Source organism: Streptomyces sp. NPDC040545 (assembly GCF_055595065.1).
The window spans coordinates 21,450-44,522 of the sequence record NZ_JBVIWA010000008.1; the positions used below are offsets into that span (position 1 = coordinate 21,450).

General features: G+C 72.7%; 23 protein-coding genes. 16 read left to right on the top strand and 7 right to left on the bottom strand.

What is annotated here, in order from left to right; genetic code table 11:
• The first annotated feature begins 94 nt into the window (after nucleotides 1-94).
• From pheS to ACZ573_RS17450, 5 genes are all read left to right on the top strand, one after another.
• On the top strand, nucleotides 95-1,222 hold the full coding sequence (gene pheS, locus ACZ573_RS17430; protein WP_030012061.1) for a phenylalanine--tRNA ligase subunit alpha: 1,128 nt from the start codon (nucleotides 95-97) through the stop codon (nucleotides 1,220-1,222).
• The gene (pheT, locus tag ACZ573_RS17435; protein WP_471304718.1) at nucleotides 1,222-3,765 is read left to right on the top strand and encodes a phenylalanine--tRNA ligase subunit beta; all 2,544 of its coding nucleotides are present in this window, start codon (nucleotides 1,222-1,224) and stop codon (nucleotides 3,763-3,765) included. Before pheS ends, pheT begins: the two co-directional genes overlap by 1 nt.
• A gap of 176 nt (nucleotides 3,766-3,941) precedes the next feature.
• Complete coding sequence (locus ACZ573_RS17440) at nucleotides 3,942-4,670, top strand: PP2C family protein-serine/threonine phosphatase (protein WP_471304720.1); 729 nt, start codon at nucleotides 3,942-3,944, stop codon at nucleotides 4,668-4,670.
• A 351-nt stretch (nucleotides 4,671-5,021) separates the two neighbouring features.
• Nucleotides 5,022-6,362, top strand: coding sequence for a transcriptional regulator (locus tag ACZ573_RS17445; protein WP_471304723.1), 1,341 nt, complete (start codon nucleotides 5,022-5,024; stop codon nucleotides 6,360-6,362).
• Nucleotides 6,363-6,415: 53 nt separating this feature from the next.
• Entirely contained in the window at nucleotides 6,416-6,955 is a 540-nt protein-coding gene (locus tag ACZ573_RS17450; RefSeq protein WP_471304725.1) for an NUDIX hydrolase, read from the top strand.
• Nucleotides 6,956-6,970: 15 nt separating this feature from the next.
• On the opposite strand, the gene ACZ573_RS17455 is transcribed toward ACZ573_RS17450, so the two are convergent.
• Nucleotides 6,971-7,864, bottom strand: coding sequence for a 3-hydroxybutyryl-CoA dehydrogenase (locus ACZ573_RS17455; RefSeq protein WP_373043712.1), 894 nt, complete (start codon nucleotides 7,862-7,864; stop codon nucleotides 6,971-6,973).
• 139 nt (nucleotides 7,865-8,003) lie between these two features.
• Here ACZ573_RS17455 and ACZ573_RS17460 point away from each other — a divergent pair, with 139 nt between their 5' ends.
• A complete protein-coding gene (locus ACZ573_RS17460) occupies nucleotides 8,004-9,251 on the top strand; it encodes a glycoside hydrolase family 10-like protein (RefSeq protein ID WP_471304729.1) in 1,248 nt (415 codons plus the stop codon).
• A gap of 1 nt (nucleotide 9,252) precedes the next feature.
• On the opposite strand, the gene ACZ573_RS17465 is transcribed toward ACZ573_RS17460, so the two are convergent.
• Complete coding sequence (locus ACZ573_RS17465; protein ID WP_471304731.1) at nucleotides 9,253-9,450, bottom strand: DUF1918 domain-containing protein; 198 nt, start codon at nucleotides 9,448-9,450, stop codon at nucleotides 9,253-9,255.
• 57 nt (nucleotides 9,451-9,507) lie between these two features.
• Entirely contained in the window at nucleotides 9,508-10,428 is a 921-nt protein-coding gene (locus ACZ573_RS17470) for a DMT family transporter (RefSeq protein ID WP_471304733.1), read from the bottom strand.
• On the opposite strand from ACZ573_RS17470, the gene ACZ573_RS17475 reads away from it, so the two are divergent.
• The 9 genes from ACZ573_RS17475 to ACZ573_RS17515 all read left to right on the top strand — a co-directional run bounded on the left by ACZ573_RS17475 (nucleotide 10,427) and on the right by ACZ573_RS17515 (nucleotide 19,363).
• Complete coding sequence (locus ACZ573_RS17475) at nucleotides 10,427-11,872, top strand: aminotransferase-like domain-containing protein (RefSeq protein ID WP_471304735.1); 1,446 nt, start codon at nucleotides 10,427-10,429, stop codon at nucleotides 11,870-11,872. The genes ACZ573_RS17470 and ACZ573_RS17475 overlap by 2 nt on opposite strands.
• 31 nt (nucleotides 11,873-11,903) lie before the next feature.
• Nucleotides 11,904-12,479: a histidine phosphatase family protein gene (locus ACZ573_RS17480; RefSeq protein ID WP_471304738.1), complete on the top strand. Its 576-nt coding sequence runs from the start codon at nucleotides 11,904-11,906 to the stop codon at nucleotides 12,477-12,479.
• A 40-nt stretch (nucleotides 12,480-12,519) separates the two neighbouring features.
• On the top strand, nucleotides 12,520-13,293 hold the full coding sequence (locus ACZ573_RS17485) for an N-acetyltransferase (RefSeq protein WP_471304740.1): 774 nt from the start codon (nucleotides 12,520-12,522) through the stop codon (nucleotides 13,291-13,293).
• A 197-nt stretch (nucleotides 13,294-13,490) separates the two neighbouring features.
• Nucleotides 13,491-14,519, top strand: coding sequence for an N-acetyl-gamma-glutamyl-phosphate reductase (gene argC, locus ACZ573_RS17490; protein WP_471304743.1), 1,029 nt, complete (start codon nucleotides 13,491-13,493; stop codon nucleotides 14,517-14,519).
• The gene (argJ, locus tag ACZ573_RS17495) at nucleotides 14,516-15,673 is read left to right on the top strand and encodes a bifunctional glutamate N-acetyltransferase/amino-acid acetyltransferase ArgJ (RefSeq protein WP_301372283.1); all 1,158 of its coding nucleotides are present in this window, start codon (nucleotides 14,516-14,518) and stop codon (nucleotides 15,671-15,673) included. The genes argC and argJ overlap by 4 nt, the downstream gene beginning before the upstream one ends.
• Nucleotides 15,670-16,614 (top strand): acetylglutamate kinase, encoded by a 945-nt coding sequence (argB, locus tag ACZ573_RS17500; RefSeq protein WP_351159116.1) that lies wholly within the window; start codon nucleotides 15,670-15,672, stop codon nucleotides 16,612-16,614. The genes argJ and argB overlap by 4 nt, the downstream gene beginning before the upstream one ends.
• Nucleotides 16,611-17,816 (top strand): acetylornithine transaminase, encoded by a 1,206-nt coding sequence (locus ACZ573_RS17505; RefSeq protein WP_471304746.1) that lies wholly within the window; start codon nucleotides 16,611-16,613, stop codon nucleotides 17,814-17,816. Before argB ends, ACZ573_RS17505 begins: the two co-directional genes overlap by 4 nt.
• 7 nt (nucleotides 17,817-17,823) lie before the next feature.
• The gene (locus ACZ573_RS17510) at nucleotides 17,824-18,360 is read left to right on the top strand and encodes an arginine repressor (protein WP_030010023.1); all 537 of its coding nucleotides are present in this window, start codon (nucleotides 17,824-17,826) and stop codon (nucleotides 18,358-18,360) included.
• Nucleotides 18,361-18,439: 79 nt separating this feature from the next.
• Nucleotides 18,440-19,363: a hypothetical protein gene (locus ACZ573_RS17515; protein WP_471304748.1), complete on the top strand. Its 924-nt coding sequence runs from the start codon at nucleotides 18,440-18,442 to the stop codon at nucleotides 19,361-19,363.
• Here the strand turns inward: ACZ573_RS17515 and ACZ573_RS17520 are convergent.
• The 4 genes from ACZ573_RS17520 to ACZ573_RS17535 are packed head-to-tail and all read right to left on the bottom strand — an operon-like array spanning nucleotide 19,350 to nucleotide 21,614.
• On the bottom strand, nucleotides 19,350-20,036 hold the full coding sequence (locus ACZ573_RS17520) for a L,D-transpeptidase family protein (RefSeq protein WP_471305135.1): 687 nt from the start codon (nucleotides 20,034-20,036) through the stop codon (nucleotides 19,350-19,352). The two genes, ACZ573_RS17515 and ACZ573_RS17520, sit on opposite strands and share 14 nt — an antisense overlap.
• A 6-nt stretch (nucleotides 20,037-20,042) precedes the next feature.
• Nucleotides 20,043-20,624, bottom strand: coding sequence for a pyridoxamine 5'-phosphate oxidase family protein (locus ACZ573_RS17525; protein WP_471304749.1), 582 nt, complete (start codon nucleotides 20,622-20,624; stop codon nucleotides 20,043-20,045).
• Nucleotides 20,625-20,640: 16 nt separating this feature from the next.
• Complete coding sequence (locus tag ACZ573_RS17530; protein ID WP_471304752.1) at nucleotides 20,641-20,946, bottom strand: hypothetical protein; 306 nt, start codon at nucleotides 20,944-20,946, stop codon at nucleotides 20,641-20,643.
• A complete protein-coding gene (locus ACZ573_RS17535) occupies nucleotides 20,946-21,614 on the bottom strand; it encodes a hypothetical protein (protein WP_471304754.1) in 669 nt (222 codons plus the stop codon). The genes ACZ573_RS17530 and ACZ573_RS17535 overlap by 1 nt, the downstream gene beginning before the upstream one ends.
• A gap of 186 nt (nucleotides 21,615-21,800) precedes the next feature.
• Between ACZ573_RS17535 and ACZ573_RS17540 the strand changes: the two genes are divergently transcribed.
• Nucleotides 21,801-22,994, top strand: a complete 1,194-nt coding sequence (locus ACZ573_RS17540) for an argininosuccinate synthase (RefSeq protein ID WP_471304756.1) — start codon at nucleotides 21,801-21,803, stop codon at nucleotides 22,992-22,994.
• Nucleotides 22,995-23,073 lie beyond the last annotated feature (79 nt).

Genomic DNA, 23,073 nt, shown 5'->3' on the forward strand with positions numbered 1-23,073 from the left:
CTCGTCCTTTGGCACCTTTGTGTCCTTGTGCCGAGCGCGTCCTGCGCGTCGCGCGGGGGACCCATCCAGCCAGCCATCGGAAGTACGGGAAGAGATGTCGGCACCGAACAAGTCGTACGACCCTGTCGAGGTCGAGGCACTGAAACCGGAAGAGATCGAGCGCATGCGGGACGAGGCGCTCGCCGCCTTCGCGTCCGCCGGCGACCTCGACGCGCTGCGTGAGGCGAAGACCGCGCACATGGGCGACCGCTCGCCCCTGGCGCTCGCCAACCGCGAGATCGGCGCGCTGCCCCCGCAGGCCAAGGCCGAGGCGGGCAAGCGCGTGGGCCAGGCCCGCGGCGCCGTGAACAAGGCCTTCGGGGCCCGCACGGTCGCGCTCGAGGCGGAGCGCGACGAGCGGGTGCTGGTCGAGGAGGCCGTGGACGTCACGCTGCCCTACGACCGCGTCCCCGCCGGCGCCCGGCACCCCCTGACCACGCTGATGGACCGCATCGCGGACATCTTCGTGGCCATGGGGTACGAGGTCGCCGAGGGGCCGGAGGTGGAGGCCGAGTGGTTCAACTTCGACGCCCTCAACTTCACGCCCGACCACCCGGCGCGCCAGATGCAGGACACCTTCTTCGTCCAGGGGCCCGAGGGCACCCAGGGCGACGAGTCCGGCGTCGTGCTGCGCACCCACACCTCCCCGGTGCAGGCGCGCTCGCTGCTGGAGCGCAAGCCCCCCGTCTACATCGTCTGCCCGGGCCGGGTGTACCGCACCGACGAGCTCGACGCGACGCACACCCCGGTCTTCCACCAGGTCGAGCTGCTCGCCGTGGACGAGGGCCTGACCATGGCGGACCTCAAGGGCACCATGGACCACATGGTCCAGGAGCTCTTCGGGGAGGGCACCACCACGCGCCTGCGCCCGCACTTCTTCCCCTTCACCGAGCCGTCCGCCGAGATGGACATGCAGTGCTACGTGTGCCGCGGTGAGTCGGTGGGCAACCCCGACCGCCCGTGCCGTACCTGCTCCAGCGAGGGCTGGATCGAGCTCGGCGGCTGCGGCATGGTCAACCCCAAGGTGCTCGTCGCCTGCGGTGTGGACCCCGAGAAGTACAGCGGGTTCGCCTTCGGGTTCGGCATCGAACGGATGCTGATGTTCCGCCACAACGTCGAAGACATGCGAGACATGGTCGAGGGTGACGTTCGCTTCACCCGGCCGTTCGGGAGTGAGATCTGATGCGCGTCCCGCTTTCCTGGCTGCGGGAGTACGTCGATCTCCCCGCGGGTGAAACCGGCCGTGACGTGGCGGCCAAGCTGGTCGACGCCGGCCTCGAGGTCGAGACAGTCGAGCAGCTCGGCGGCGGCCTCAAGGGCCCGCTCGTCGTCGGTCAGGTGCTGACCATCGAGGAGCTGGAGGGCTTCCGCAAGCCGATCCGCTTCTGCACGGTCGACGTCGGTCAGGCCAACGGCACCGGCGAGCCGCAGGAGATCGTCTGCGGCGCCCGGAACTTCGCCGTCGGCGACAAGGTCGTCGTGGTGCTGCCCGGCGCGGTCCTGCCCGGGGACTTCGCGATCGCCTCGCGCAAGACCTACGGCCGCACCTCGCACGGCATGATCTGCTCCGGCGACGAGCTGGGCATGGGCGACGACGGCACGCACGGCATCATCGTGCTGCCGCCCGAGCACGAGGTCGGCACCGACGCGATCGAGCTGCTCCAGCTCGTCGACGAGGTCCTCGACATCGACATCACCCCGGACCGCGGCTACTGCATGTCCATGCGCGGTGTCGCCCGTGAGGCGGCCACCGCCTACGGCCTGCCGCTGCGCGACCCGGCGCTGCTCGACGTGCCCGCGCCGAACTCGTACGGCTACCCGGTCAAGGTCGACGACCCGGCCGGCTGCGACCGCTTCACCGCCCGCACGGTGACCGGTCTCGACCCCGACGCGCGTTCCCCGATCTGGCTGACCCGCCGCCTGCAGAAGGCGGGCATGCGCCCGATCTCGCTCGCCGTGGACATCACCAACTACGTGATGCTGGAGCTCGGTCAGCCGCTGCACGCCTACGACCGCTCGTCCGTCGAGGGGCCGATCGGTGTGCGTCGGGCTGAGCAGGGTGAAGAGCTGATCACCCTCGACGGGGTCAAGCGCAAGCTTGACGCCGAGGACCTGGTGATCACCGACAACAGCGGGCCGATCGGCCTCGCCGGCGTCATGGGCGGTGCCAACACCGAGATCGCCGACTCCGTCACCACACCTTTTGATCCCTCTGGCTCGACCGGCCAGGTCACGGGGACCACGGACGTCGTCATCGAGGCCGCGCACTTCGACTCCGTGTCGATCTCGCGCACCGCCCGCCGTCTGAAGCTGTCCTCCGAGGCCTCCAAGCGCTTCGAGCGGGGCGTCGACCCGCAGGCCGCCGCCGCGGCCGCACAGCGGACCGTCGACCTGCTCGTGCTCCTCGCGGGCGGCACCGCCGAGGCGGGCGTCACCGAGGTCGTCGCCCCGGGCGCGCCGCGCACCATCGCCATGCCCGCGGACCACCCGGACCGGGTGGCGGGCATGGAGTACGGCCGCGAGACCGTCGTGCGCCGCCTCCAGGAGATCGGCTGCGACGTCTACGGCCAGGACGAGCTCGTCGTCACCGTCCCCTCGTGGCGGCCCGACCTCGCCGCGCCCAACGACCTCGCCGAAGAGGTCATCCGGCTGGAGGGCTACGGGAACCTCCCGTCGACCCTCCCGCAGGTGCCCTCCGGCCGCGGTCTGACCGCCCGGCAGCAGCTGCACCGCCGGGTCGGCCGCGCGCTGGCCGGCGCGGGCTACGTCGAGGCGCTCAGCTACCCGTTCATCGGTGAGGGCGTCTTCGACCAGCTCCAGCTCCCCGCGCACGACGTCGCCCGCCAGGTCGTCAAGCTGGTCAACCCGATCTCCGACGAGGAGCCGGCGCTGCGCACCACGCTGCTGCCGGGTCTGCTCGGCGCGCTGCGCCGCAACGACAGCCGGGGCAGCCACGACCTCGCGCTCTTCGAGACCGGTTCGGTCTTCCGGGCCGCCGCCCAGCCGGGTGTCGCCGTACGGCTGCCCGTCGACCGGCGTCCCACGGACGAGGAGATCGCCACCCTGAACGCGGCCCTGCCGGCGCAGCCGCGGTACGCCGCGGTCGTGCTGGCCGGTGCGCGCGAGCAGGCCGGCTGGTGGGGCAAGGGCCGTCCGGCCGACTGGGCGGACGCGGTCCAGGCCGCCCGCGCGCTGGCCGTCGAGGCCGGCGCCGAGCTGGTGGTCCGCCAGGGCCAGTACGGCCCCTGGCACCCGGGCCGCTGCGCCGAGCTGGTCGTCACCCTCGGCGGGGTCGAGCAGGTCATCGGCCACGCCGGTGAGCTGCACCCGCGCGTGGTCAAGGCGATGGGCCTGCCGGCCCGCACCAGCGCCATGGAGCTCGACCTGGACCGCCTCGCGGCGGCCGGCGGCGAGGCCCTCCGGGCCCCGCGGATCTCCTCCTTCCCGGTGGCGACCCAGGACGTGGCGCTGATCGTCGACGCGTCGGTCCCGGCGTCCTCGGTGGAGGCCGCGCTGCGCAAGGGCGCGGGCGAACTCCTCGAATCGCTGCGGCTGTTCGACGTGTTCACCGGTGAGCAGGTCGGCGAGGGCAAGAAGTCCCTGGCCTACGCGCTGCGCTTCCGCGCGGCCGACCGGACGCTGACCGCCGAGGAGTCCACGGCCGCGCGCGACGCGGCGGTGGCCCTGGCGGGCGAGCGGACCGGGGCGGTGCTCCGGGGCGCGTAGCCGCTTCGTACACGCGTGAGGGGCACGTCCGGACCACCGGACGTGCCCCTCACTCGTTCGGGTGAGAACCCCGGTGGCCCGTGTCCGGGGTGCCGGTCGGTCGACACAATCGATCCGGCCGGAGGGGGAGTCCTACGGATGATCACGGGCGGGGAGACGCCCCTGGTGCGCCGGGTGTGCGTCCTGGCCTGGGCCGGCGCCGCGGTGTCCTGGGAGCTGACCACGCCGGGGCGGCTGGTCCCGAGCGCGGGGCCTTCCGCGAGGGGGCGTACGACGAGCCCTCGCTGGACGGTGTGCTGCGGCGGATGGAGCGGGCGCTGGGCCGCCATGTCCGTGACCGGGCGCGGGCCGAGCCGGATTCCGCGGCGGCGGAGGAGTTCGTGACGGTCCTGCTCCTCCAGATCGCTGGGGACGGCACCTTGCTGGCCCTGAACTGCGGCCATCCCTGGCCCTACCTGCTCCGTCCGGCTCCGGTTCCGGAACACTGCGCTGCGCGCAGCCGGGGCTCCGCCCCGGACCCCGCGCCTCGAACTCCCCCGGCCACCGCTGGGAGGGGCCCCCGGGCGGGGCTGGATCATCGAGCGCAACGGGCCACGCAGGTACTGCCGCTGGCCGGGGGTGAGACCTTACCGCCGCTCGGGGTGGTGCCCGTGCCCGCGGACGTGTGGCCGCGCGCCTGCGGGGAACTCGGGCCCGGGGAGACGCTGTTCCTGTACACCGACGGGGCCGAGGACGCCCGCGACCGGGCCGGCCGGTTCTTCGATCTGGCGGGCGTCCTCGCACAGGAGGCGGCGGCCACGCCCACGCGGCTGGTGGCGGGCGTGCACGCCGCCCTGCTGCGGCACACCGGCGGGCGGCTCGCCGACGACGTCGCCCTGCTGGTGCTCCGCAACGACCGGTCCTGACCACCGGCCCGGGACACGCGCGCCGGGCCCGGTGGATGAGCCCGGCGCGCGCTCTCGACCCGGCCCCTGCCGGGGCGCGGCGACCAACCGGGCGCCGGCGGGGCCGGAACGCGCCGCCCGCCTGCCATGGAGTGTCGGGCAGACAGCAGAACGGGCGGCGCGGTGACGGGTCGTCGCACTGTACGAGGGGGAGCCGACGACCCGGGCTACCTCTTGGCGAGGCTCTTCAGTGAAGCGCCTCCAGGGGTCCGTGCGGCAGAGTGCGCATCGCATTTATGCGCGTACACGGTTCACACCCCGTGTGAACCGCGCACCCACTAGCCTGAGACCGACGAGCCCTTGGAGCGGCCCATGCAGCCCAATGTCCTGCTCGACGCCCTCCTCGCCGAGGCGGGCATGTCCCACGCCGGACTCGCCGCGTACGTGAACCAGGCAGGCCGCACCCGCGGACTCGCCCTGCGCTACGAACACACCGCCGTGACACGGTGGTTGAAGGGTCAGCGGCCCCGGGGCCAGGTCCCCGACCTGATCTGCGAGGTGCTCGGCGGGCGGCTGCGGCGTCCCCTCGGGCTGGACGACATCGGGCTCGGCGCCGCCGACCAGCCCGTTCCGCTGCACGCCTCGCCGCTCAGCGGGTTCGTGGACCGGGCCGCCGCCCTGTGGCGCTCCGACGTCCAGGCCCGGCCCCAGCTGCTGGCCGCCGAGGCGGTCACCGGGACGCCCGCCGTCATCCCGGTGTGGGAATGGGAGAATCCGCCCGAGGACGCCGACGTCTCCCGTGAGGGCGCGCATCCGATCGGTCCCGAGCACATCGAGATCCTGAAGTCCGCCCGCGCCCACTACGAGCTGATGTACCGCCGGGCCGGCGGGCTCGCCACACGGGACCGGATCGTCCGCTTCCTGGGTAATGAGACCGCGCCGATGCTGCGCGGGAGCTACTCCGACGACCTCGGCCGCCGGCTCCACCGGGCCACGGGGTCCCTGGTGGCGGTGGCGGGGATCTGCGCGTACGACTCCGACGCCCACGGCCTGGCCCAGCGCTACTTCCACCAGGCCCTGCGCCTGGCCAAGGCGAGCGGGGACCGGGGGCTCGGCGCGTACGTCATCGCGCTGATCGTCAACCAGTCCCTGCACCTGCGGGAGTACCGGCAGGCCGTCGCCTTCGCCGAGGCCGCGCTGCGGGCCGCCGGGCGGCACACCACCCCGGCGCTGGCCGCCGACCTGTACGCGATGCAGGCCAAGGCGTACGCCCAACTCGGCGACACCGGGGCCGCACTGGCCTGCATCCGCAAGGCGGAGGCGGCCGCCGAGCGGATCCGCCCGGGCAGTGAACCGGACGAGACCGGTTACGTACAGCCGGGGCTCGTCAACGTCCAGGTCGCCGAGGCGCTGCTCAGCCTGGGTGATCTGGAGGCCGCGCGGGTCCAGGCGACCGCCGCCGTCGGCACCCCGGCGCACGACCGCGGCCGGGTGCACCGGCTGGCGATGCTGTGCGAGATCCAGCTGCGCCAGGGGGAGGCGGACCGGGCCGCGGCGTCCGCGGCCGAGATGGCCGAGCGGGCCAAGGGCATGGAGTCGCTGCGGCTGCGCGACCGGCTGCGGGCGGTCCGCGAACAGCTTCTGACCAGCGGTTGTACGGGCGCGGAGGAGACCGCGCGGCTCATCGACGGGGCGCTGCGCGTTCCGTTGTGACGGGCCGAGGTGCTGCCATGTTGCCACCTACTCGAACGGAAGGTGGCACAACCGTGCAGTGGACGAACCTGAGCGAGCGGACCGTGTACAAGAACCGTTGGTTCGACGTGAATCTCGCCGATGTGGAACTTCCCGACGGCCGGCACCTGGACCACTTCGTGATCCGGCTGCGTCCGGTCGCCGTCGCCACGGCCGTCAACGAGGCAGACGAGGTGCTGCTGCTCTGGCGGCACCGTTTCATCACCGACAGCTGGGGCTGGGAACTGCCCGCCGGGGTGGTCGAGGACGGCGAGGACATCGCGGCCGCGGCGGCCCGCGAGATGGAGGAGGAGTCGGGCTGGCGTCCCGGCCCGCTCCACCACCTGATGACCGTCGAGCCGTCCAACGGACTGACCGATGCCCGGCACCACCTCTACTGGGCGGACGGGGCCACCCACATCGGGCATCCCGAGGACGATTTCGAGTCCTCGCGCCGGGAGTGGGTCCCGCTCAAGCTCGTGCCGGACATGATCGCCCGCGGGGAGATCCCGGCCGCCAACATGGCGGCCGGGCTGCTCCTGCTGCATCACCTGCGGCTCGGCGGCCGGCCGTAGGGCCGGCCGGACGGATCAGCCGTACGGGTAGAAGCCCGCGCCCGTCTTGCGGCCCAGGCGGCCGGCGTCGACCATGCGCTGGAGCAGCGGGGGAGCGGCGTAGAGCGGCTCCTTGTACTCCGCGTACATCGAGTCGGCGATCGACGCGATGGTGTCCAGGCCGATCAGGTCGGACAGCTTGAGCGGGCCCATCGGGTGGGCGCAGCCCAGCTCCATGCCGTTGTCGATGTCCTCGCGGCTGGCGATGCCCGACTCGAACATCCGGATCGCGGACAGCAGGTACGGGACGAGGAGCGCGTTGACGACGAACCCGGACCGGTCCTGGGCGCGGACCGCGTGCTTGCCCAGCACGTCCCGCACCAGGGCCTCGGCCCGCTTGACCGTCTCCTCGCCCGTGGTCAGCGCCGGGATCAGCTCGACGAGCTTCTGCACCGGGGCCGGGTTGAAGAAGTGGATGCCGATGACCTGGTCCGGCCGCGAGGTCGCGACGGCCAGCTTGACCAGCGGGATCGAGGAGGTGTTGGAGGCCAGGATCGCGTCCGGGCGGGTGATCACCTGGTCGAGGATCTGGAAGATCTCCGTCTTGACCTGCTCGTTCTCGACGACGGCCTCGATGACGAGGTCGCGGTCGGCGAACTCGCCGAGGTCGGTGGTGAAGGTGAGGCGGGCCAGGGTGGCGTCCCGCTCCTCCTCGCTGATCTTGCCGCGTTCGGCGGCCTTGGTCAGCGAGTTGTGCAGCCGGGTCCGGCCGATCTCCAGGGCTTCGCCGGTGGTCTCGGCGACCTTGACCTCAAGGCCACTGCGGGCGCACACCTCGGCGATACCCGCACCCATCTGGCCGCAGCCCACTACGCCGACCCGTGTGATGTCGGAAGGGAGGTCAGTCACTTCGTGCCTTTCGCAGCTCATCCGTCGGCGGGTCCCCCGTACGATTCCGGCGCCCGCCACGCCCCCCGACGTTACTCCGGACCTTGCGCCGGGCGGCGGGCCGGGGCGGGCATGCTGAGCGGGCACCGTGCAATGTCACTCAGCGAAACGGAGATGTCACATGACGTACATCGGCCGACGGGCACTGCTGGCCGGAGCCGTGGGGGTGATCGCCGCCGCCACGTCCGGGCCGGCGGCCGCGGCGCCGCGGCCTTCCGCGAAGGTTTCCGGGGGGCGGGCCGGCGCCGCCGGCTTCCGGGGCATGTGGATCGCCTCCGTGGCGAACGTGGACTGGCCCTCCGAGAGCGGCCTCTCCGCGGCCCGGCAGCGCGCGGAGCTGCTCGACCTCCTCGACACCGCGGTCGAACGGCGCCTGGGCGCGGTGGTCCTCCAGGTCCGGCCGGCGGCGGACGCGTTCTGGCCCTCGAAGCTGGAGCCCTGGTCGCAGTGGCTGACCGGGGAGCAGGGGGTGGATCCGGGCTGGGACCCGCTGGGCACGGCCGTCGAGGAGGCGCACGCCCGGGGGCTGGAGCTGCACGCGTGGTTCAACCCGTACCGGGTGGCGAACCACACCGACCTCGACCGGCTGGCGTCCACGCATCCGGCGCGGGGCAATCCCGGCTGGACGGTGGAGTACGGCGGCAAGCTCTACTACAACCCCGGTCTGCCCGAGGTGCGGCGCTTCGTCCAGGACGCCATGTTCGACGCCGTCTCCCGCTACCCCGTCGACGCCGTGCACTGGGACGACTACTTCTACCCCTATCCGGTGGAGGGGGAGTACTTCGACGACGACGAGGCCTTCGAGGAGTACGGAGCGGGCTTCGGCTCGCGCGCCGCCTGGCGCCGCGCCAACACCGACACCCTGGTCCGCGAGATGTCCGCGCGGCTGCGGGCGCTGCGGCCGGCGCCGCGGTTCGGGATCAGCCCGTTCGGCGTCTGGCGCAACTCCGACCGGGACCCGGCCGGTTCACCGACCCGCGCGGGCCTCGGGACGTACGACGACCTCTACGCGGACACCCGCAAGTGGGTCAGGGAGGGCTGGATCGACTACATCGTGCCGCAGGCCTACTGGCACATCGGGCACCCGACCGCCGACTACGCCGACCTCGTGCCCTGGTGGGCGCGGGCCGTCGCCGGCACGAAGGTGGACCTGTACGTGGGGGAGGCCCTGTACCGCTGCGACGCGGACAGCCCCACCGAGGCCTGGCGCGACCCCGCGGAGCTGTCGAAGCACCTGACGTTCGCCGGCGGCTTCCCGGAGGTCCGCGGCCACGTCTACTTCTCGGCGAAGCAGGTGGCCGCGGACCCCAACGGAGCGATGGCCCGGGTGGTCGCCGACCACTACGGCCCGGCGGAGTCCCGGCGCTGATTCAGTGAGCGTGGTCTTCGGGGTGGCGGACCGTGCAGTCGGGTCCGGGAGCCATCAGGGCCTCGTGTCCGTCCTGGAAGCGGACCCGGTACGGGGGGGTTCCGTTCTCGCCCAGGACCTGGGTGATCTCGCCCACCTTGTCGTGCTGTCCGACGATCCTGCCGTGCTGCACCAGCTGGTCGCCCTCGGTCGCGCGCATAACTGACCTCCTCGGTGGCGGTCCGATCCGGTGATTGCAGTTTAGGTCGTCATGCGGCTATTTGACCCGTTGGGTGACCGCGATGCAGACGAGGACCGCGCAGGCGGCGGCCGGTGCGGCGGGGGAGAGGTGCTCGCCGAGCAGGGCCACCGACCAGACGAGGGTCAGCAGCGGCTGGGCGAGCTGGAGCTGGCTGGCCCGCGGCGCGCCGATCTCCGCCATGCCCCGGTACCAGACGTAGAGGCCGAGGAACGTGGAGCCGGCCGCCACCCAGACCAGTCCGGCGAGCCCGTGGCCGCTGAGGTGCACCGGCTCGTACGCGAGCCCGGCCGCGGAGCCCGCCAGGCTGAGCGGCAGGCACAGGACCAGCGCCCAGCCGATCACCTGCCAGCCGGGCAGCATCCGGGCGAGGCGGCCGCCCTCGGTGTACCCGGCGGCGCACACCAGCAGGGCGCCGAACAGGTACGCGTCGCCCGCCGAGAGGGCGCCGCCGCTCTGCGCGAGCGTGCCGTCACATACAACGAATGCGATCACGACCGCCGCCCCCGCGAGGGCAGCGGCCCAGAAGGCGCGCGAGGGGCGGGTGCCGGTGCGCAGCGCGGACAGCGCGGCGGTGGTGAGCGGCAGGAGGCCGACGACCACTGCGGCGTGCGAGGTCGTGGAGGTCGTCAGCGCGAGGGTGGTGAGCATCGGGAAGCCGACGACCACTCCGCCGGCGACGACGGCGAGCCCGGCCCAGTGCTCACGAGCGGGCAGCGGGACCCGCCGGGCCAGCAGGAAGGCCCCGGCGATCGCGGCGGCGAGGACACTGCGCAGCGCGACCAGCGACCACGGGCCGAAGCTCTCCAGTCCCCAGGCGGTGGCGGGGAAGGTCAGGGAGAAGGCGACGACGCCGAGCAGGGCGAGGGCGGTACCCCGGCGTACCGGGTTCTTGACCGCTACCGTGGCCGGGAGAGTAGCGCTATTCTGTGCTGTCATGTACGAGCGTAGCAGTGTGGCGGAACTGACCGAATCCCTGCGGTCCGAACTCAACCGCTACTCGGTGGGTGGAAAGCTCCCGCCGAGCCGGGCCTTGGTCGAGCGCTACCGGGTCAGCCCGGTCACCGTCTCCCGGGCCCTCGCGCAGCTCGCCGCCGAGGGCCTGGTCGTCACCCGGCCCGGTGCGGGGGTCTTCCGCGCCGCACCGCGTACGGAGGCCCGCGCGCCCGGGGACACCTCCTGGCAGGAGGTCGCCCTCAGCGCCGAGGGGGGCGGGGAGATCGTCCCGCGCTCCGTCGACGCCACCGGAGTACTGGGCTCGCTGGCCGCGCCGCCGTCCGGGGTGATCGAGCTCAACAGCGGCTACCTGCACCGCTCCCTCCAGCCCGAGCGGGCCATGGCGGCCGCTCTGGCCCGCGCCGGGCGGCGGCCCGGAGCCTGGGGGCGGCCGCCCCTGGAGGGGCTGCCCGAGCTGCGCGACTGGTTCGCCCGGGAGATCGGGGGCGCGGTCGCCGCCGCCGATGTACTGGTCACCGCGGGCGGCCAGAGCGCGCTGGCCACCGCCCTGCGAGCGCTCGCCCCGCCCGGGGCGCCGATCCTGGTCGAATCCCCGACCTACCCCGGCCTGCTGGCCATCGCCCGGGCCTCCGGGTGCCGGCCGGTGCCCGTCCCGGTGGATGCCGACGGGGTCCGGCCGGAGCTGCTGGCCGCCGCCTTCGAAGCGACCGGCGCGCGGGTGTTCGTATGCCAGCCGCTGTTCCAGAACCCGACCGGAGCGGTACTGGCTCCGGGGCGGCGGGCCGAGGTGCTGCGCATCGCGCGGGCCGCCGGGGCCTTCGTGGTCGAGGACGACTACGCCCGGGCCCTGGCCCACGAGGGCGCGGGACCGCTGCCCCCGACCCTGGCCGCCGAGGACGCGGACGGGGTCGTGGTGCACGTCCGGTCGCTGACCAAGGTCACCTCGCCCAGCCTGCGGGTCGGCGCACTGGCCGCCCGGGGGCCGGTGGTCGACCGGCTGCGCGCCATCCAGATCGTGGACTCCTTCTTCGTGCCACGGCCGCTCCAGGAGGCCGCCCTGGAACTGGTCGGCACACCCGCCTGGCCGCGTCACCTGCGGACGGTGGCCGCCGAGCTGCGCCACCGGCGGGATGTGCTCGCGGGTGCCCTGCGCCGGGAGCTGCCCGCGCTGGAGCTGCCGCATCTGCCGTACGGCGGATACCAGTTGTGGGTCCGACCGGCCGGATACGGCGACGACGCGGCCTTCGCCGCGGCCGCGCTGCGCGCCGGGGTGGCGGTGGCTCCGGGCCGCCCGTACTTCTGCGCGGAGCCGCCGGGCCCGCACGTCCGGCTGAGCTTCGCCGGGGTCTCGGGCCCCGGCGAACTGGTCGAGGCGGTCCAGCGGCTGCGCAGCGGCCTGGCGGACGGCCTCGGTCCGGACGCTTGACCCGCTGCGGTATGCGGCCCACCATCACCGCATGCATGTTCGGGTTTCGCTTGTCGCCGCAGCCCGCAGTTCCTCGCTGCTCGCCGAGCGCTTCGACGACGACCGCCCGCTGGACGGACCCGGCTGGCGGTCGGTGGAGTCCGCCGCGCAGGGCCTCGTACCCCTGGGCTCGGCCGAGCTGCGCTACTGCTCGCCGACCCCGCGCAGCCGCGCCACGGGCGAGGCCCTCGGGTACGCCCCCCTCGCCCAGCCCGCGCTGCGCGAGTGCGACATGGGCCGCTGGCGGGGGCTGACCCTGGCCGAGGTGGCGGCCCACGAGCCCGGGGCGGTGGAACTGTGGCTCAGCGATCCGCGGGCCGCCCCGCACGGGGGCGAGTCCCTGCTCGCCTTCATCTCCCGCATCGGCGGCTGGCTCGACACCCGGCCGGCCGACGACGGGGGCGCGATCGTGGCGGTGGCCGAGCCCTCGGTGGTCCGGGCGGCCCTGGTGTACGCGCTGAAGGCGCCCCCGCTGACCTACTGGAACGTGGACGTCCGGCCGCTGTCCACGATGACCCTCACGGGCTGGTCCGGCCAGTGGCACCTGTGTCTGCAGGCCCCGGCGTAGATCGGTTGAGGGGTGCGTGGAGAGCCCTTAGCCTGCGGGAATGACCGCGATACGCATCACCACGCTCGCCGAGCGCCCCGAACTGGCGGACCGGCTCGCAGACATGGACGACCCGTGGCCCGAGTTCGCCACCCACGACTCCCTCGCCTGGCTGCTGTACCCGCGGATGACGGCCGAGCTGGCGGACTACGTCCTGGTCGCCACGGACGGGGACGCGGTGGTCGCCCGCGGGTACAGCGTGCCCTTCGCCCTGCACGAGGCCGGCCGCGACGGGGTGCTGCCCGCGCAGGGCTGGGACCGCGTGCTCATGTGGGCCTTCTCCGACCTGCGCCGCGGGGTGCGGCCCGACACGGTGAGCGCCATCGAGATCACCGTGGCCGGCGACCGGCAGGGCGAGGGGCTCTCCGGGCTCATGCTGGCCGCGATGCGGGACAACGCCCGGGCCCGCGGCTTCGCCGAGGTCGTGGCGCCGGTCCGGCCCAGCGGAAAACCGGCCGAGCCGGACACCCCGATCCACGAGTACGCGTACCGGACCCGCGAAGACGGCCTCCCGTACGACCCGTGGCTGCGCGTCCACGTCCGCGCGGGCGGGGTCATCGACTCGGTGGCGCCGCTGTCGATGACGATCACCGGCTCGCTGGCCCAGTGGCGGGAGTGGACCGGGCTGCCCTTCGACGTCGCCGGACCCGTGCGCGTACCGGGTGCCCTGACGCCCGTGCGGTGCGAGCCGGAGCAGGGCTATGCGGTCTATGTGGAGCCGAACGTATGGGTCAGGCACCGTCTCGCCGACGGGACGGCATCCGCCAGGCCTTAGGGGTGTCCTGCCGATCGGGCCGGGCTCGCGCCCGACGCGACCGGCGGAATCACCGCCGCGGCCGGGCCTTTCCTGCTAGACATCATCCTGGAGGCGCCGTGTGCCGGAGCCTGTGGAGCGGCCCTCCCTCCGAGATCGAAGGCATTGCATAAACGTGCAGAAGTACGTATAGTCATGCCATCGATGAGGAGGGTCCGATGGTGGTACGTGTAGCGGTGGCCGGAGCGAGCGGGTACGCGGGCGGAGAAGTCCTGCGCCTCCTGCTCTCGCACCCCGAGGTGGAGATCGGTGCCCTCACCGGCAACTCCAACGCCGGACAGCTCCTCGGCTCCCTGCAACCGCACCTCGTGCCGCTCGCGGGACGCACCCTGGAGGCGACCACCTCCGAGGTCCTCGCCGACCACGATGTCGTCTTCCTCGCCCTCCCGCACGGCCAGTCCGCCGCCGTCGCCGCCCAGCTCGGCGAGGACGTCCTCGTCGTCGACATGGGCGCCGACCACCGGCTCAAGGACTCCGCCGACTGGGACGCCTTCTACGGCGCCCCGCACGCCGGTACCTGGCCCTACGGACTCCCCGAACTGCCCGGCGCCCGCGAGGCGCTGGCGGGGACCAGGCGCATCGCGGTCCCCGGCTGCTTCCCCACCGCCGTCTCCCTCGCGCTCTTCCCCGCCTACCAGGGGAAGTTCGCCGAGCCGGAGGCCGTGATCGTCGCCGCCACCGGAACCTCCGGCGCGGGCAAGGCCCTCAAGCCGCACCTGCTCGGCGCCGAGGTGATGGGCTCGGTGACCCCGTACGGCGTGGGCGGCGGACACCGCCACACGCCCGAGATGGTGCAGAACCTGAGCCCGCTCGCGGGTCAGCGGGTCTCCGTCTCCTTCACGCCGACCCTCGTGCCCATGGCGCGCGGCATCCTCGCCACGTGCTCGGCCAAGGCACTCCCCGGCACCACCGCCGAATCGCTGCGCGCCGCGTACGAGAAGGCGTACGCCGACGAGCCCTTCGTCCACCTGCTGCCCGAGGGCCGGATGCCGTCCACCAAATCCGTCCACGGTTCCAACGCCGTCCACGTCCAGGTCGCCTACGACGAGTCCGCTCAGCGGATCATCGCCGTCAGCGCCATCGACAACCTGACCAAGGGCACCGCCGGCGGCGCGGTGCAGAGCATGAACATCGCCCTGGGGCTTCACGAGAGCCTGGGCCTTTCGACGATCGGAGTCGCACCGTGAGCGTCACGGCAGCACAGGGATTCACGGCAGCGGGCATCGCCGCCGGGATCAAGGCCAACGGCAACCCCGACCTGGCCCTCGTGGTCAACAACGGGCCGAGTCTGGCCGCCGCGGGCGTCTTCACCTCCAACCGCGTCAAGGCCGCGCCGGTGCACTGGTCCGAGCAGGTCCTGCGGGGCGCCGCCGTCAGCGCGGTCGTCCTGAACTCCGGCGGCGCCAACGCCTGCACCGGTCCCAAGGGCTTCCAGGACACCCACGCCACCGCGGAGAAGGTCGCGCAGGTGCTCGGCGGGGACTTCAACGCCGGCGAGATCGCGGTGGCCTCCACCGGCCTGATCGGCGTCCTGCTCCCCATGGACAAGCTGCTCCCCGGCATCGAGACGGCGGCCGCGGCCCTGTCCGAGGACGGCGGCGAGGCCGCCGCCATCGCCATCAAGACCACCGACACCGTGCACAAGACGGCCACCGTCTCGCAGGGCGGCTGGACCGTCGGAGGCATGGCCAAGGGCGCGGGCATGCTCGCCCCGGGCCTGGCCACCATGCTCGTCGTCCTCACCACCGACGCCGACCTGGACAGCGCCACCCTCGACAAGGCGCTGCGCGCCGCCACCCGCACCACCTTCGACCGGGTCGACTCCGACGGCTGCATGTCCACCAACGACACGGTGCTGCTGCTCGCCTCCGGCGCCTCCGGCCAGGTGCCGGCGTACGAGGAGTTCGCGGAGGCCGTGCGCAAGGTCTGCGACGACCTGGCCCGCCAGCTCATCGGCGACGCCGAGGGCGCCAGCAAGGACATCCGCATCGAGGTCATCGGTGCGCTCACCGAGGACGACGCGGTCGAGGTCGGCCGGTCCATCGCCCGGAACAACCTGCTCAAGTGCGCCATCCACGGCGAGGACCCGAACTGGGGCCGGGTGCTCTCCGCGATCGGCACCACCAAGGCCGCCTTCGACCCGGACCGCCTCAATGTCGCCATCAACGACGTCTGGGTATGCCGGAACGGATCGGTCGGCGACGACCGGGACCTGGTCTCCATGAAGGGCCGCGAGGTCCGCATCACCGCCGACCTGGCGAACGGCAGCGAGTCCGCCGTGATCTGGGGCAACGACCTGACCGCCGAGTACGTCCACGAGAACAGCGCCTACTCCTCATGAGCGACGAGAAGGCCGGCCAGCCCGGCACCTCCGGCGGCACCGCCCGCAAGCACACCGCCCTGCCCAAGGCGCAGATCCTCATCGAGGCCCTGCCATGGCTCACCCGCCACAACGGCAAGGTCGTCGTCATCAAGTTCGGCGGCAACGCCATGATCGACGAGGACCTCAAGGCCGCCTTCGCCCAGGACGTGGTCTTCCTGCGCCAGGCCGGCCTGAAGCCGGTCGTCGTGCACGGCGGCGGCCCCCAGATCAACGCCCAGCTCGACAAGCAGGGCCTGGTCAGCGAGTTCAAGGCGGGGCTTCGCGTCACGACCCCGGAGGCCATGGACGTCGTACGGATGGTCCTCGCGGGCCAGGTCCAGCGCGAGCTGGTCGGACTGCTCAACCAGCACGGGCCGCTCGCCGTCGGCATGACCGGTGAGGACGCCCGCACGATCACCGCGACCAAGCACAGCCCGGAGATCGGCGGCGAGGTCATCGACATCGGCCGGGTCGGGGAGATCACCTCCATCGACACCGGTGCCATCGAGGCCCTGCTGGCGGACGGCCGGATCCCGGTCATCTCCTCCATCGCGGGCAGCGCCGACGACCACCACGTCTACAACGTCAACGCCGACACGGCGGCCGCGGCGCTCGCCGCCGCCCTGGGCGCCGAGACGCTGATGGTCCTCACCGACGTGGAAGGCCTCTACGCGGACTGGCCGCACAGCGACGAGGTCATCAGCAAGCTCACCGTCAGCGAGCTGGAGAAGCTGCTGCCCGAGCTGTCCAGCGGCATGGTGCCCAAGATGGAGGGCTGCCTGCACGCCGTGCGCAACGGCGTGAACACCGCCCGCGTGCTCGACGGGCGGGTCCAGCACTCGATCCTGCTGGAGATCTTCACGGACTCCGGCATCGGCACGATGGTCGTGCCCGACCACCAGTCAGGGGGAACGGAATGACGAAGGGCACCGGCAACCAGGAGTACGGCGCTCGCTGGCGGGGAGCGCTGGCCAACAATTACGGCACCCCCGCGGTCGCGCTCGTACGCGGCGAGGGCGCCCAGGTCTGGGACGCCGACGGAAAGCAGTACACCGACTTCGTCGGCGGTATCGCGGTCAACGCCCTCGGGCATGCCCACCCGGCGATCGTGGCCGCCGTGACCGGGCAGATCTCCACGCTCGGCCACGTCTCCAACCTCTTCATCTCCGAGCCGGTCGTCGCTCTCGGCGAGCGGCTGCTGCAGCTCTTCGGCCGCCCCGGCAAGGTCTTCTTCTGCAACTCGGGCGCCGAGTCCATCGAGGCCGCCTTCAAGATCGGCCGGCTGACCGGGCGGACCCACATGGTCGCCACCGACGGCGGCTTCCACGGCCGCACCATGGGCGCCCTCGCGCTCACCGGCCAGCCGAAGAAGCAGGAGCCCTTCCGGCCCCTGCCGGGCGATGTCACGCACGTCCCGTTCGGTGACGTCGAGGCCCTGCGGGCCGCCGTCACCGAGGAGACCGCGCTCGTCGTCATCGAGCCCATCCAGGGCGAGAACGGCGTCGTCGTACCCCCCGCCGGATACCTGACGGCCGCCCGCGAGATCACCCGCGCCACCGGCACCCTGCTCGTCCTCGACGAGGTCCAGACCGGCATCGGCCGGTGCGGCCAGTGGTTCGAGCACCAGGCCCACGAGGACGTCGAGCCCGACATCGTCACGCTCGCCAAGGGGCTGGGCGGCGGTCTGCCCATCGGCGCGGTGGTCGCCTTCGGCCCCGTCGCCGATCTGCTCCAGCCGGGCCAGCACGGCACCACATTCGGCGGGAACCCGGTCGCCTGCGCGGCCGGCCTCGCCGTCATCGACACGATCGCCACGGGCGGGCTGCTCGACCAGGTCAAGGCCCGGGGCGAGCGGCTGCGCTCGGGGATCGAGGGCACGGGCCACGCCCTGGTCTCCCACGTCCGCGGCTCCGGTCTGCTGCTGGGTATCGTGCTGACCGAGCCGCTCGCCGCCCGGGTGCAGCAGGCGGCTCAGGATGCCGGCTTCCTGGTCAACGCGCCCGCCCCCGACGTCGTACGGCTCATGCCCCCGTACGTACTCACCGAGGCCGAGGCGGACGCGTTCGTCCGGGCCCTGCCCGGCATCCTCGACGCAGCCGACGGGGACGGATCCGGAGAATGAGACGACGATGAGTCAGGCGCAGGACAACGAGCAAGGCGGCCAGGCCGTCCCGCAGACCCGCACCGCGCGTCACCGCCGGATCGTGGACATCCTCAACCGGCAGCCGGTCCGCTCCCAGAGCCAGCTGGCCAAGCTGCTCGCCGACGACGGGCTGAGCGTCACCCAGGCGACGCTCTCGCGCGACCTCGACGAGCTGGGCGCGGTGAAGATCCGCAACACCGGCGGCGAGCTGATCTACGCGGTACCCAGCGAGGGCGGCTTCCGCACCCCGCAGGCCCCGCTCGGCGAGTCCGCGAAGGAGGAGCGCATGCGGCGCCTCTCCGGGGAACTGCTGATCTCGGCGGAGGCCTCCGCGAACCTCGTGGTCCTGCGCACCCCGCCGGGTGCCGCGCAGTTCCTCGCATCGGCGATCGACCAGGCCGAACTCCGCGCGATCCTCGGCACGATCGCGGGCGACGACACCCTGATGCTGATCAGCCGGGACCCGGCGGGCGGCCAGGCCCTGGCCGACCACCTGCTGCGGCTGGCGCAGAAGGAGAGCTGAGCGGGACGGGTCGGCGGGGAAGGTCCGGGGCGCCGGAAATCCCGGTGCCGCGTCGGCGTTCGCCGACATAGCCTCAGGCGTGCGCCAACTCGCCCTCGCCATACTGGTGTCCGCCGTGACCGCCGCCGTCTACGGGCCCATCGCCCTGCTGTGGTGGCGCCGCGCGCGGGTCCGCAGCCGGACGCTCCGGCTCGTCGCCGCCGTCGAGCTGGAGCCGTACCACATGGCCCTGTTGCGGCAGGAGACGACCGAGGCGGCCGCCGCCGAACTCGTCCTCGCCGGGTACCTCCGGATCGACGAAGAAGGCGCCGCGTTCCTGACCGAGCAGGGCCGCGACCCGTCCCGGGCCCCCGCCCACCCGCTGCCCGCCGCCCTGTTGGATGCCGTACGCCGGCACGACCCCGAGCCCGTGTCGGCCGGCTGGATCGACTGGAGCGACGAGGAGTACCTGCAGCGCCGCAGCGCGTACCGGAGCGAACGGGAGGCCCTGCTGCCCGAGCTCCCGCGGATGCCCGACGGCCGGGGGAACATGTTCCTGACCTGCTGCACGTGTGTGGGCATCGCCCTGGTGATGTTGTTCTGGCTCCTCGCGAGCGCGCTGCTGGTGACCGGTCGCCCGCATGGTCTGCGGGAATGGGCCTGCGCCATGGTGGCCGCTCTCGGTCTCTCGGCGCTGCTGCTGGCCGAGAAGGCCGGCAGGGTGGTCCGGGAGCGTACGGAGTGCGGCGACCCGCTCGGCGACCTGATCCGCGCCGAGCCGCACCCGGCCTTCGCGGCGCTGGACGAACAGCAGCGGTCCCACGTCCTGCGGAGCATCGAAGACCGCGACAGGTGGCGCGGCGCCGACCGGATCGTCGACGAGGACGAGGACGAGGACGAGGACGAGGACGCCGACGAGGACGACGAGTGGCTGGACGACAAGGTCTGGTGGGAGGACGCGTACGAGTACCGGGCCGCCGACGAGGATGAGCCCGGGGCCCCTGGACGTTCTAGTAGCGGGTGACGGCGAGCGGCCCCTCCTCCGTGCCGATCGCGATGTGCGGACGGCGGCGCGGGTCCGCCCAGCGCAGGATCGCCCGCATGGCCCGCTCGGGCACGGACACACAACCGGCCGTCGCGCCCTTGCCGTTGACGTGCAGGAAGATTCCGGCACCCCGGCCGCGTACGGGCCGGTCGTAGTTGAAGGCGATCACCAGCGCGTGCGCGTACTGCTTCTCGTACGTCACCAGGTGCTCGGCCTCGCCCGGCGCGCAGTCCGCGGGCAGCGGCTCGACCCAGCGGTTGTAGTGGGCGGACGCGTTGTCCTGGCACCACCAGGAGTCGTGGCTCACCCGCCGGTAGACGTGGTCCGTGCCGGCCGGTGCCCGCCGGATCCCGAAGGCGTAAGGGAGTTCGAAGAGGCCCGTGGGCGTCGTGTCGGTGCCCTGGGTCCGGGTCGCCCCCTCGGTGAGGCCGTTCGCGCCGAAGCGGGCGGGCGCGCTCCCGGAGCGGTGCCAGCGCCCCGCCCACCGCTGCCACCAGATCACCTGGCCGGTCGTGGATCCGGGCGCGGGCGCGACGGCAGTGATCAGCTGACTGCCGCCGCCGGTGTCGGCGAGACGGTCGGGCAGAGGCGCGGGGCCCTGCGGGAGCAGGGTCGTGACGATCAGTGAGACGGTGACTACAGCGGTACGCAGCACATGTCAGACGGTACGGGGCGGAAGGGGCAGCGGCAGCGCAGGCAGGCCGTCGAGGCTCGATCCGATGAACTCCTTCTTCTCGCAGTACGCGGCGAACTCCTCGTCCGTCTTGCGCCCGAAGTACTCGGCGTGCAGGGTCCGCTCGCCCTGGTACTCCATCAGGGGGACGGCGTACCCGCAGACATCGGCGATCCGGCGGGCGTGCACCAGGACGACCGCCCGCGCCGCCGGCCCGTCGGCCGCGCCGAACAGGGCGATCAGTTCACCCCAGCGCGGATCGTCGCGGAAGACCGCCTCGCCCTCGCCGTGGATGCGCACGATGTTGGGCGGCCCGGAGAACGCGCACCACATCAAGGTGATCCGGCCGTTCTCCCGGATGTGGGCGATGGTCTCGGCGCCGCTGCCCCCGAAGTCCAGGTAGGCCAGGGTCTGCTCGTCGATGACGACGAGCGTTCCGGCGCGGCCCTTGGGGGAGAGGTTGACGTGACCGTCACCCGTGAGCGGGGCGGTCGCGGTGAAGAAGATCGGCTGCTCCTCGATGAACGTGCGCAGCCGGCCGTCTATTCGATCGTGAAGTTTTCCCATGGGCTCAGTATCCGTCCTACGGGTTCGGCCGGGCCGGAAGCCCGAGCTGCGCGCGCATCTGCCGCATGACGTGGCCGCTGAACAGGTGGGTGCACCGGTCCAGGAGGGCGCCGGCCTCCGGGTCCCGCGCCGGCAGGTCCGGAGCCCGGTAGGGGGACCACATGCTCTGCACGCGAGGCCCGGCGATCGTCCGCAGGGCCGGGTCACGGTCCGTCAGCAGCTCGACGGAAGCCCGCAGTCCGGCCACCCCGCCCCGGGCGAACAGCAGCCGGTAGGCGGCCCGGCAGGTGTGCGGCGGCCGCCCGGGCGCGATACGGGCCATCAGCCAGTCGACGGGCAGCAGGCCGGCCGAAGCGCGGAGCGGACCATCGGGCGGTGCGCGCCGAGCAGGGCGTCGACCGCCTCGTCGTCCGGCCCGTCGGCGGCCAGGGCGGCCAGCGCCCCGTCCGTCCACAGCCCGCCCGTCACCGGGTCCGGCTCGCCGGCCGCCAGCCGGGCCCGTTCCCGGACGTCCAGCAGCCCGGCACGGAGGGTCAGCCGGGCGGCGAACCGGCGGGTCTGCGGGTCCGCGCTCCCGCGCAGCTCGCCGAGGAGGTGGGTGTCGCCGTCCAGCACGGCCTCGAAGCGTTCCAGCGCCCACGCGCCCTGCTCGCGCCGGCCCAGCCGCACGACGATCGGGGTCAGCCGGCGCAGGGTGCCCGTGGCGTCCTCCGCGAGGGCCGCGGCCAGGGCCCGCCGGGCCTGTTCCCGGACGGCCGGCACCCAGTCCGCGCACCGGATCGCGACGAGCTCCACGAGCAGCGGCGACACAGCCCGGAGCGCCGCTTCGCGGATCCGGCCGTTCGGGTGGCACAGCTTCACGGCGTCCGGTGTTTCGACGGGGCTCGTGTACGACCAGGAGGAGGTCCGCCGGACCGTGTGGTCGAAGGCGATCCACTCGGCCGCCGGGCTCCCCGGCGGCGGGAGCCGTTCCTGCGTGTCCGTGTCCATACGCCCTCCCCTGGGGTTGTTCGGGCTGATCGTAGGCAACGGCGCGGCCGCCGCGCCTCCCATATATCCGCAGGTCAGGCCGGGCCGATGGGGCGTGTGCGGGGATCCCCGCACGGGTCGATTGACGAAACATACGGAGTAGTGCATAGTTATGCCTGTCGTTGAATGCACCGTAAGGAGAAACCCGTGACCGAGCGCGTCGTACTCGCCTACTCGGGCGGCCTGGACACCTCCGTCGCCATCGGCTGGATCGCCGAGGAGACGGGCGCCGAGGTCATCGCCGTTGCCGTGGACGTCGGCCAGGGCGGCGAGGACCTGGACGTCATCCGCAAGCGCGCGCTCGACTGCGGTGCGGTCGAGGCCGAGGTCGCCGACGCCTCCGACGAGTTCGCCAATGAGTACTGCCTCCCGGCGATCAAGGCGAACGCCCTCTACATGGACCGGTACCCGCTGGTCTCGGCGCTCTCCCGGCCGGCCATCGTCAAGCACCTGGTCGCCGCCGCCAAGAAGCACGGCGCCACGACCGTCGCCCACGGCTGCACCGGCAAGGGCAACGACCAGGTCCGCTTCGAGGCGGGCATCGTCGCCCTCGCTCCGGACCTCAAGTGCATCGCCCCGGTCCGTGACTACGCGATGACCCGGGACAAGGCGATCGCCTTCTGCGAGGAGAAGCAGCTCCCGATCGCGACCACCAAGAAGTCCCCGTACTCCATCGACCAGAACGTCTTCGGGCGCGCCGTCGAGACGGGCTTCCTGGAGGACATCTGGAACGCCCCGATCGAGGACATCTACGAGTACACCTCGAACCCGGCCCTGCCGCGCGAGCCCGACGAGGTCGTCATCTCCTTCAAGGAGGGCGTCCCGGTCGCCATCGACGGCAAGCCCGTCACCGTGCTGCAGGCCATCCAGCAGCTCAACGACCGGGCCGGAGCCCAGGGCGTCGGCCGGATCGACATCGTCGAGGACCGCCTCGTGGGCATCAAGTCCCGTGAGGTGTACGAGGCCCCGGGTGCGATCGCGCTGATCACGGCCCACCAGGAGCTGGAGAACGTCACCGTCGAGCGCGAGCTGGCCCGCTACAAGCGGCAGGTCGAGCAGCGCTGGGGCGAGATGGTCTACGACGGCCTGTGGTTCTCCCCGCTCAAGCGGGCGCTGGACGGCTTCATCAACGAGGCCAACCAGCACGTCACTGGTGACATCCGGATGACGCTGCACGGCGGCCGCGCCGTCGTCACCGGCCGGAAGTCGGACGAGTCGCTGTACGACTTCAACCTCGCGACCTACGACTCGGGCGACACCTTCGACCAGTCCAAGGCCCAGGGCTTCATCGAGATCTTCGGTCTCTCCTCGAAGATCGCGGCCCGCCGCGACCTCGCCTGACCGACCAGCAGTCCGGACCGCCTCCCCGTTACCTCCGCGGCGGGGAGGCGGTTGCACATCCGGAGCCCTACGGGCCCTC

Coding starts and splice junctions, on each gene's coding strand:
- argC (WP_471304743.1), top strand. CDS start 13,491: ATGGTGGTACGTGTAGCGGTGGCCGGAGCGAGCGGGTACGCGGGCGGA.
- argB (WP_351159116.1), top strand. CDS start 15,670: ATGAGCGACGAGAAGGCCGGCCAGCCCGGCACCTCCGGCGGCACCGCC.
- ACZ573_RS17510 (WP_030010023.1), top strand. CDS start 17,824: ATGAGTCAGGCGCAGGACAACGAGCAAGGCGGCCAGGCCGTCCCGCAG.
- ACZ573_RS17460 (WP_471304729.1), top strand. CDS start 8,004: ATGACGTACATCGGCCGACGGGCACTGCTGGCCGGAGCCGTGGGGGTG.
- pheT (WP_471304718.1), top strand. CDS start 1,222: ATGCGCGTCCCGCTTTCCTGGCTGCGGGAGTACGTCGATCTCCCCGCG.
- ACZ573_RS17525 (WP_471304749.1), bottom strand. CDS start 20,624: ATGGGAAAACTTCACGATCGAATAGACGGCCGGCTGCGCACGTTCATC.
- ACZ573_RS17465 (WP_471304731.1), bottom strand. CDS start 9,450: ATGCGCGCGACCGAGGGCGACCAGCTGGTGCAGCACGGCAGGATCGTC.
- ACZ573_RS17535 (WP_471304754.1), bottom strand. CDS start 21,614: ATGGACACGGACACGCAGGAACGGCTCCCGCCGCCGGGGAGCCCGGCG.
- ACZ573_RS17505 (WP_471304746.1), top strand. CDS start 16,611: ATGACGAAGGGCACCGGCAACCAGGAGTACGGCGCTCGCTGGCGGGGA.
- ACZ573_RS17530 (WP_471304752.1), bottom strand. CDS start 20,946: ATGGCCCGTATCGCGCCCGGGCGGCCGCCGCACACCTGCCGGGCCGCC.
- ACZ573_RS17480 (WP_471304738.1), top strand. CDS start 11,904: ATGCATGTTCGGGTTTCGCTTGTCGCCGCAGCCCGCAGTTCCTCGCTG.
- pheS (WP_030012061.1), top strand. CDS start 95: ATGTCGGCACCGAACAAGTCGTACGACCCTGTCGAGGTCGAGGCACTG.
- ACZ573_RS17455 (WP_373043712.1), bottom strand. CDS start 7,864: ATGAGCTGCGAAAGGCACGAAGTGACTGACCTCCCTTCCGACATCACA.
- ACZ573_RS17475 (WP_471304735.1), top strand. CDS start 10,427: ATGTACGAGCGTAGCAGTGTGGCGGAACTGACCGAATCCCTGCGGTCC.
- ACZ573_RS17485 (WP_471304740.1), top strand. CDS start 12,520: ATGACCGCGATACGCATCACCACGCTCGCCGAGCGCCCCGAACTGGCG.
- ACZ573_RS17445 (WP_471304723.1), top strand. CDS start 5,022: ATGCAGCCCAATGTCCTGCTCGACGCCCTCCTCGCCGAGGCGGGCATG.
- ACZ573_RS17470 (WP_471304733.1), bottom strand. CDS start 10,428: ATGACAGCACAGAATAGCGCTACTCTCCCGGCCACGGTAGCGGTCAAG.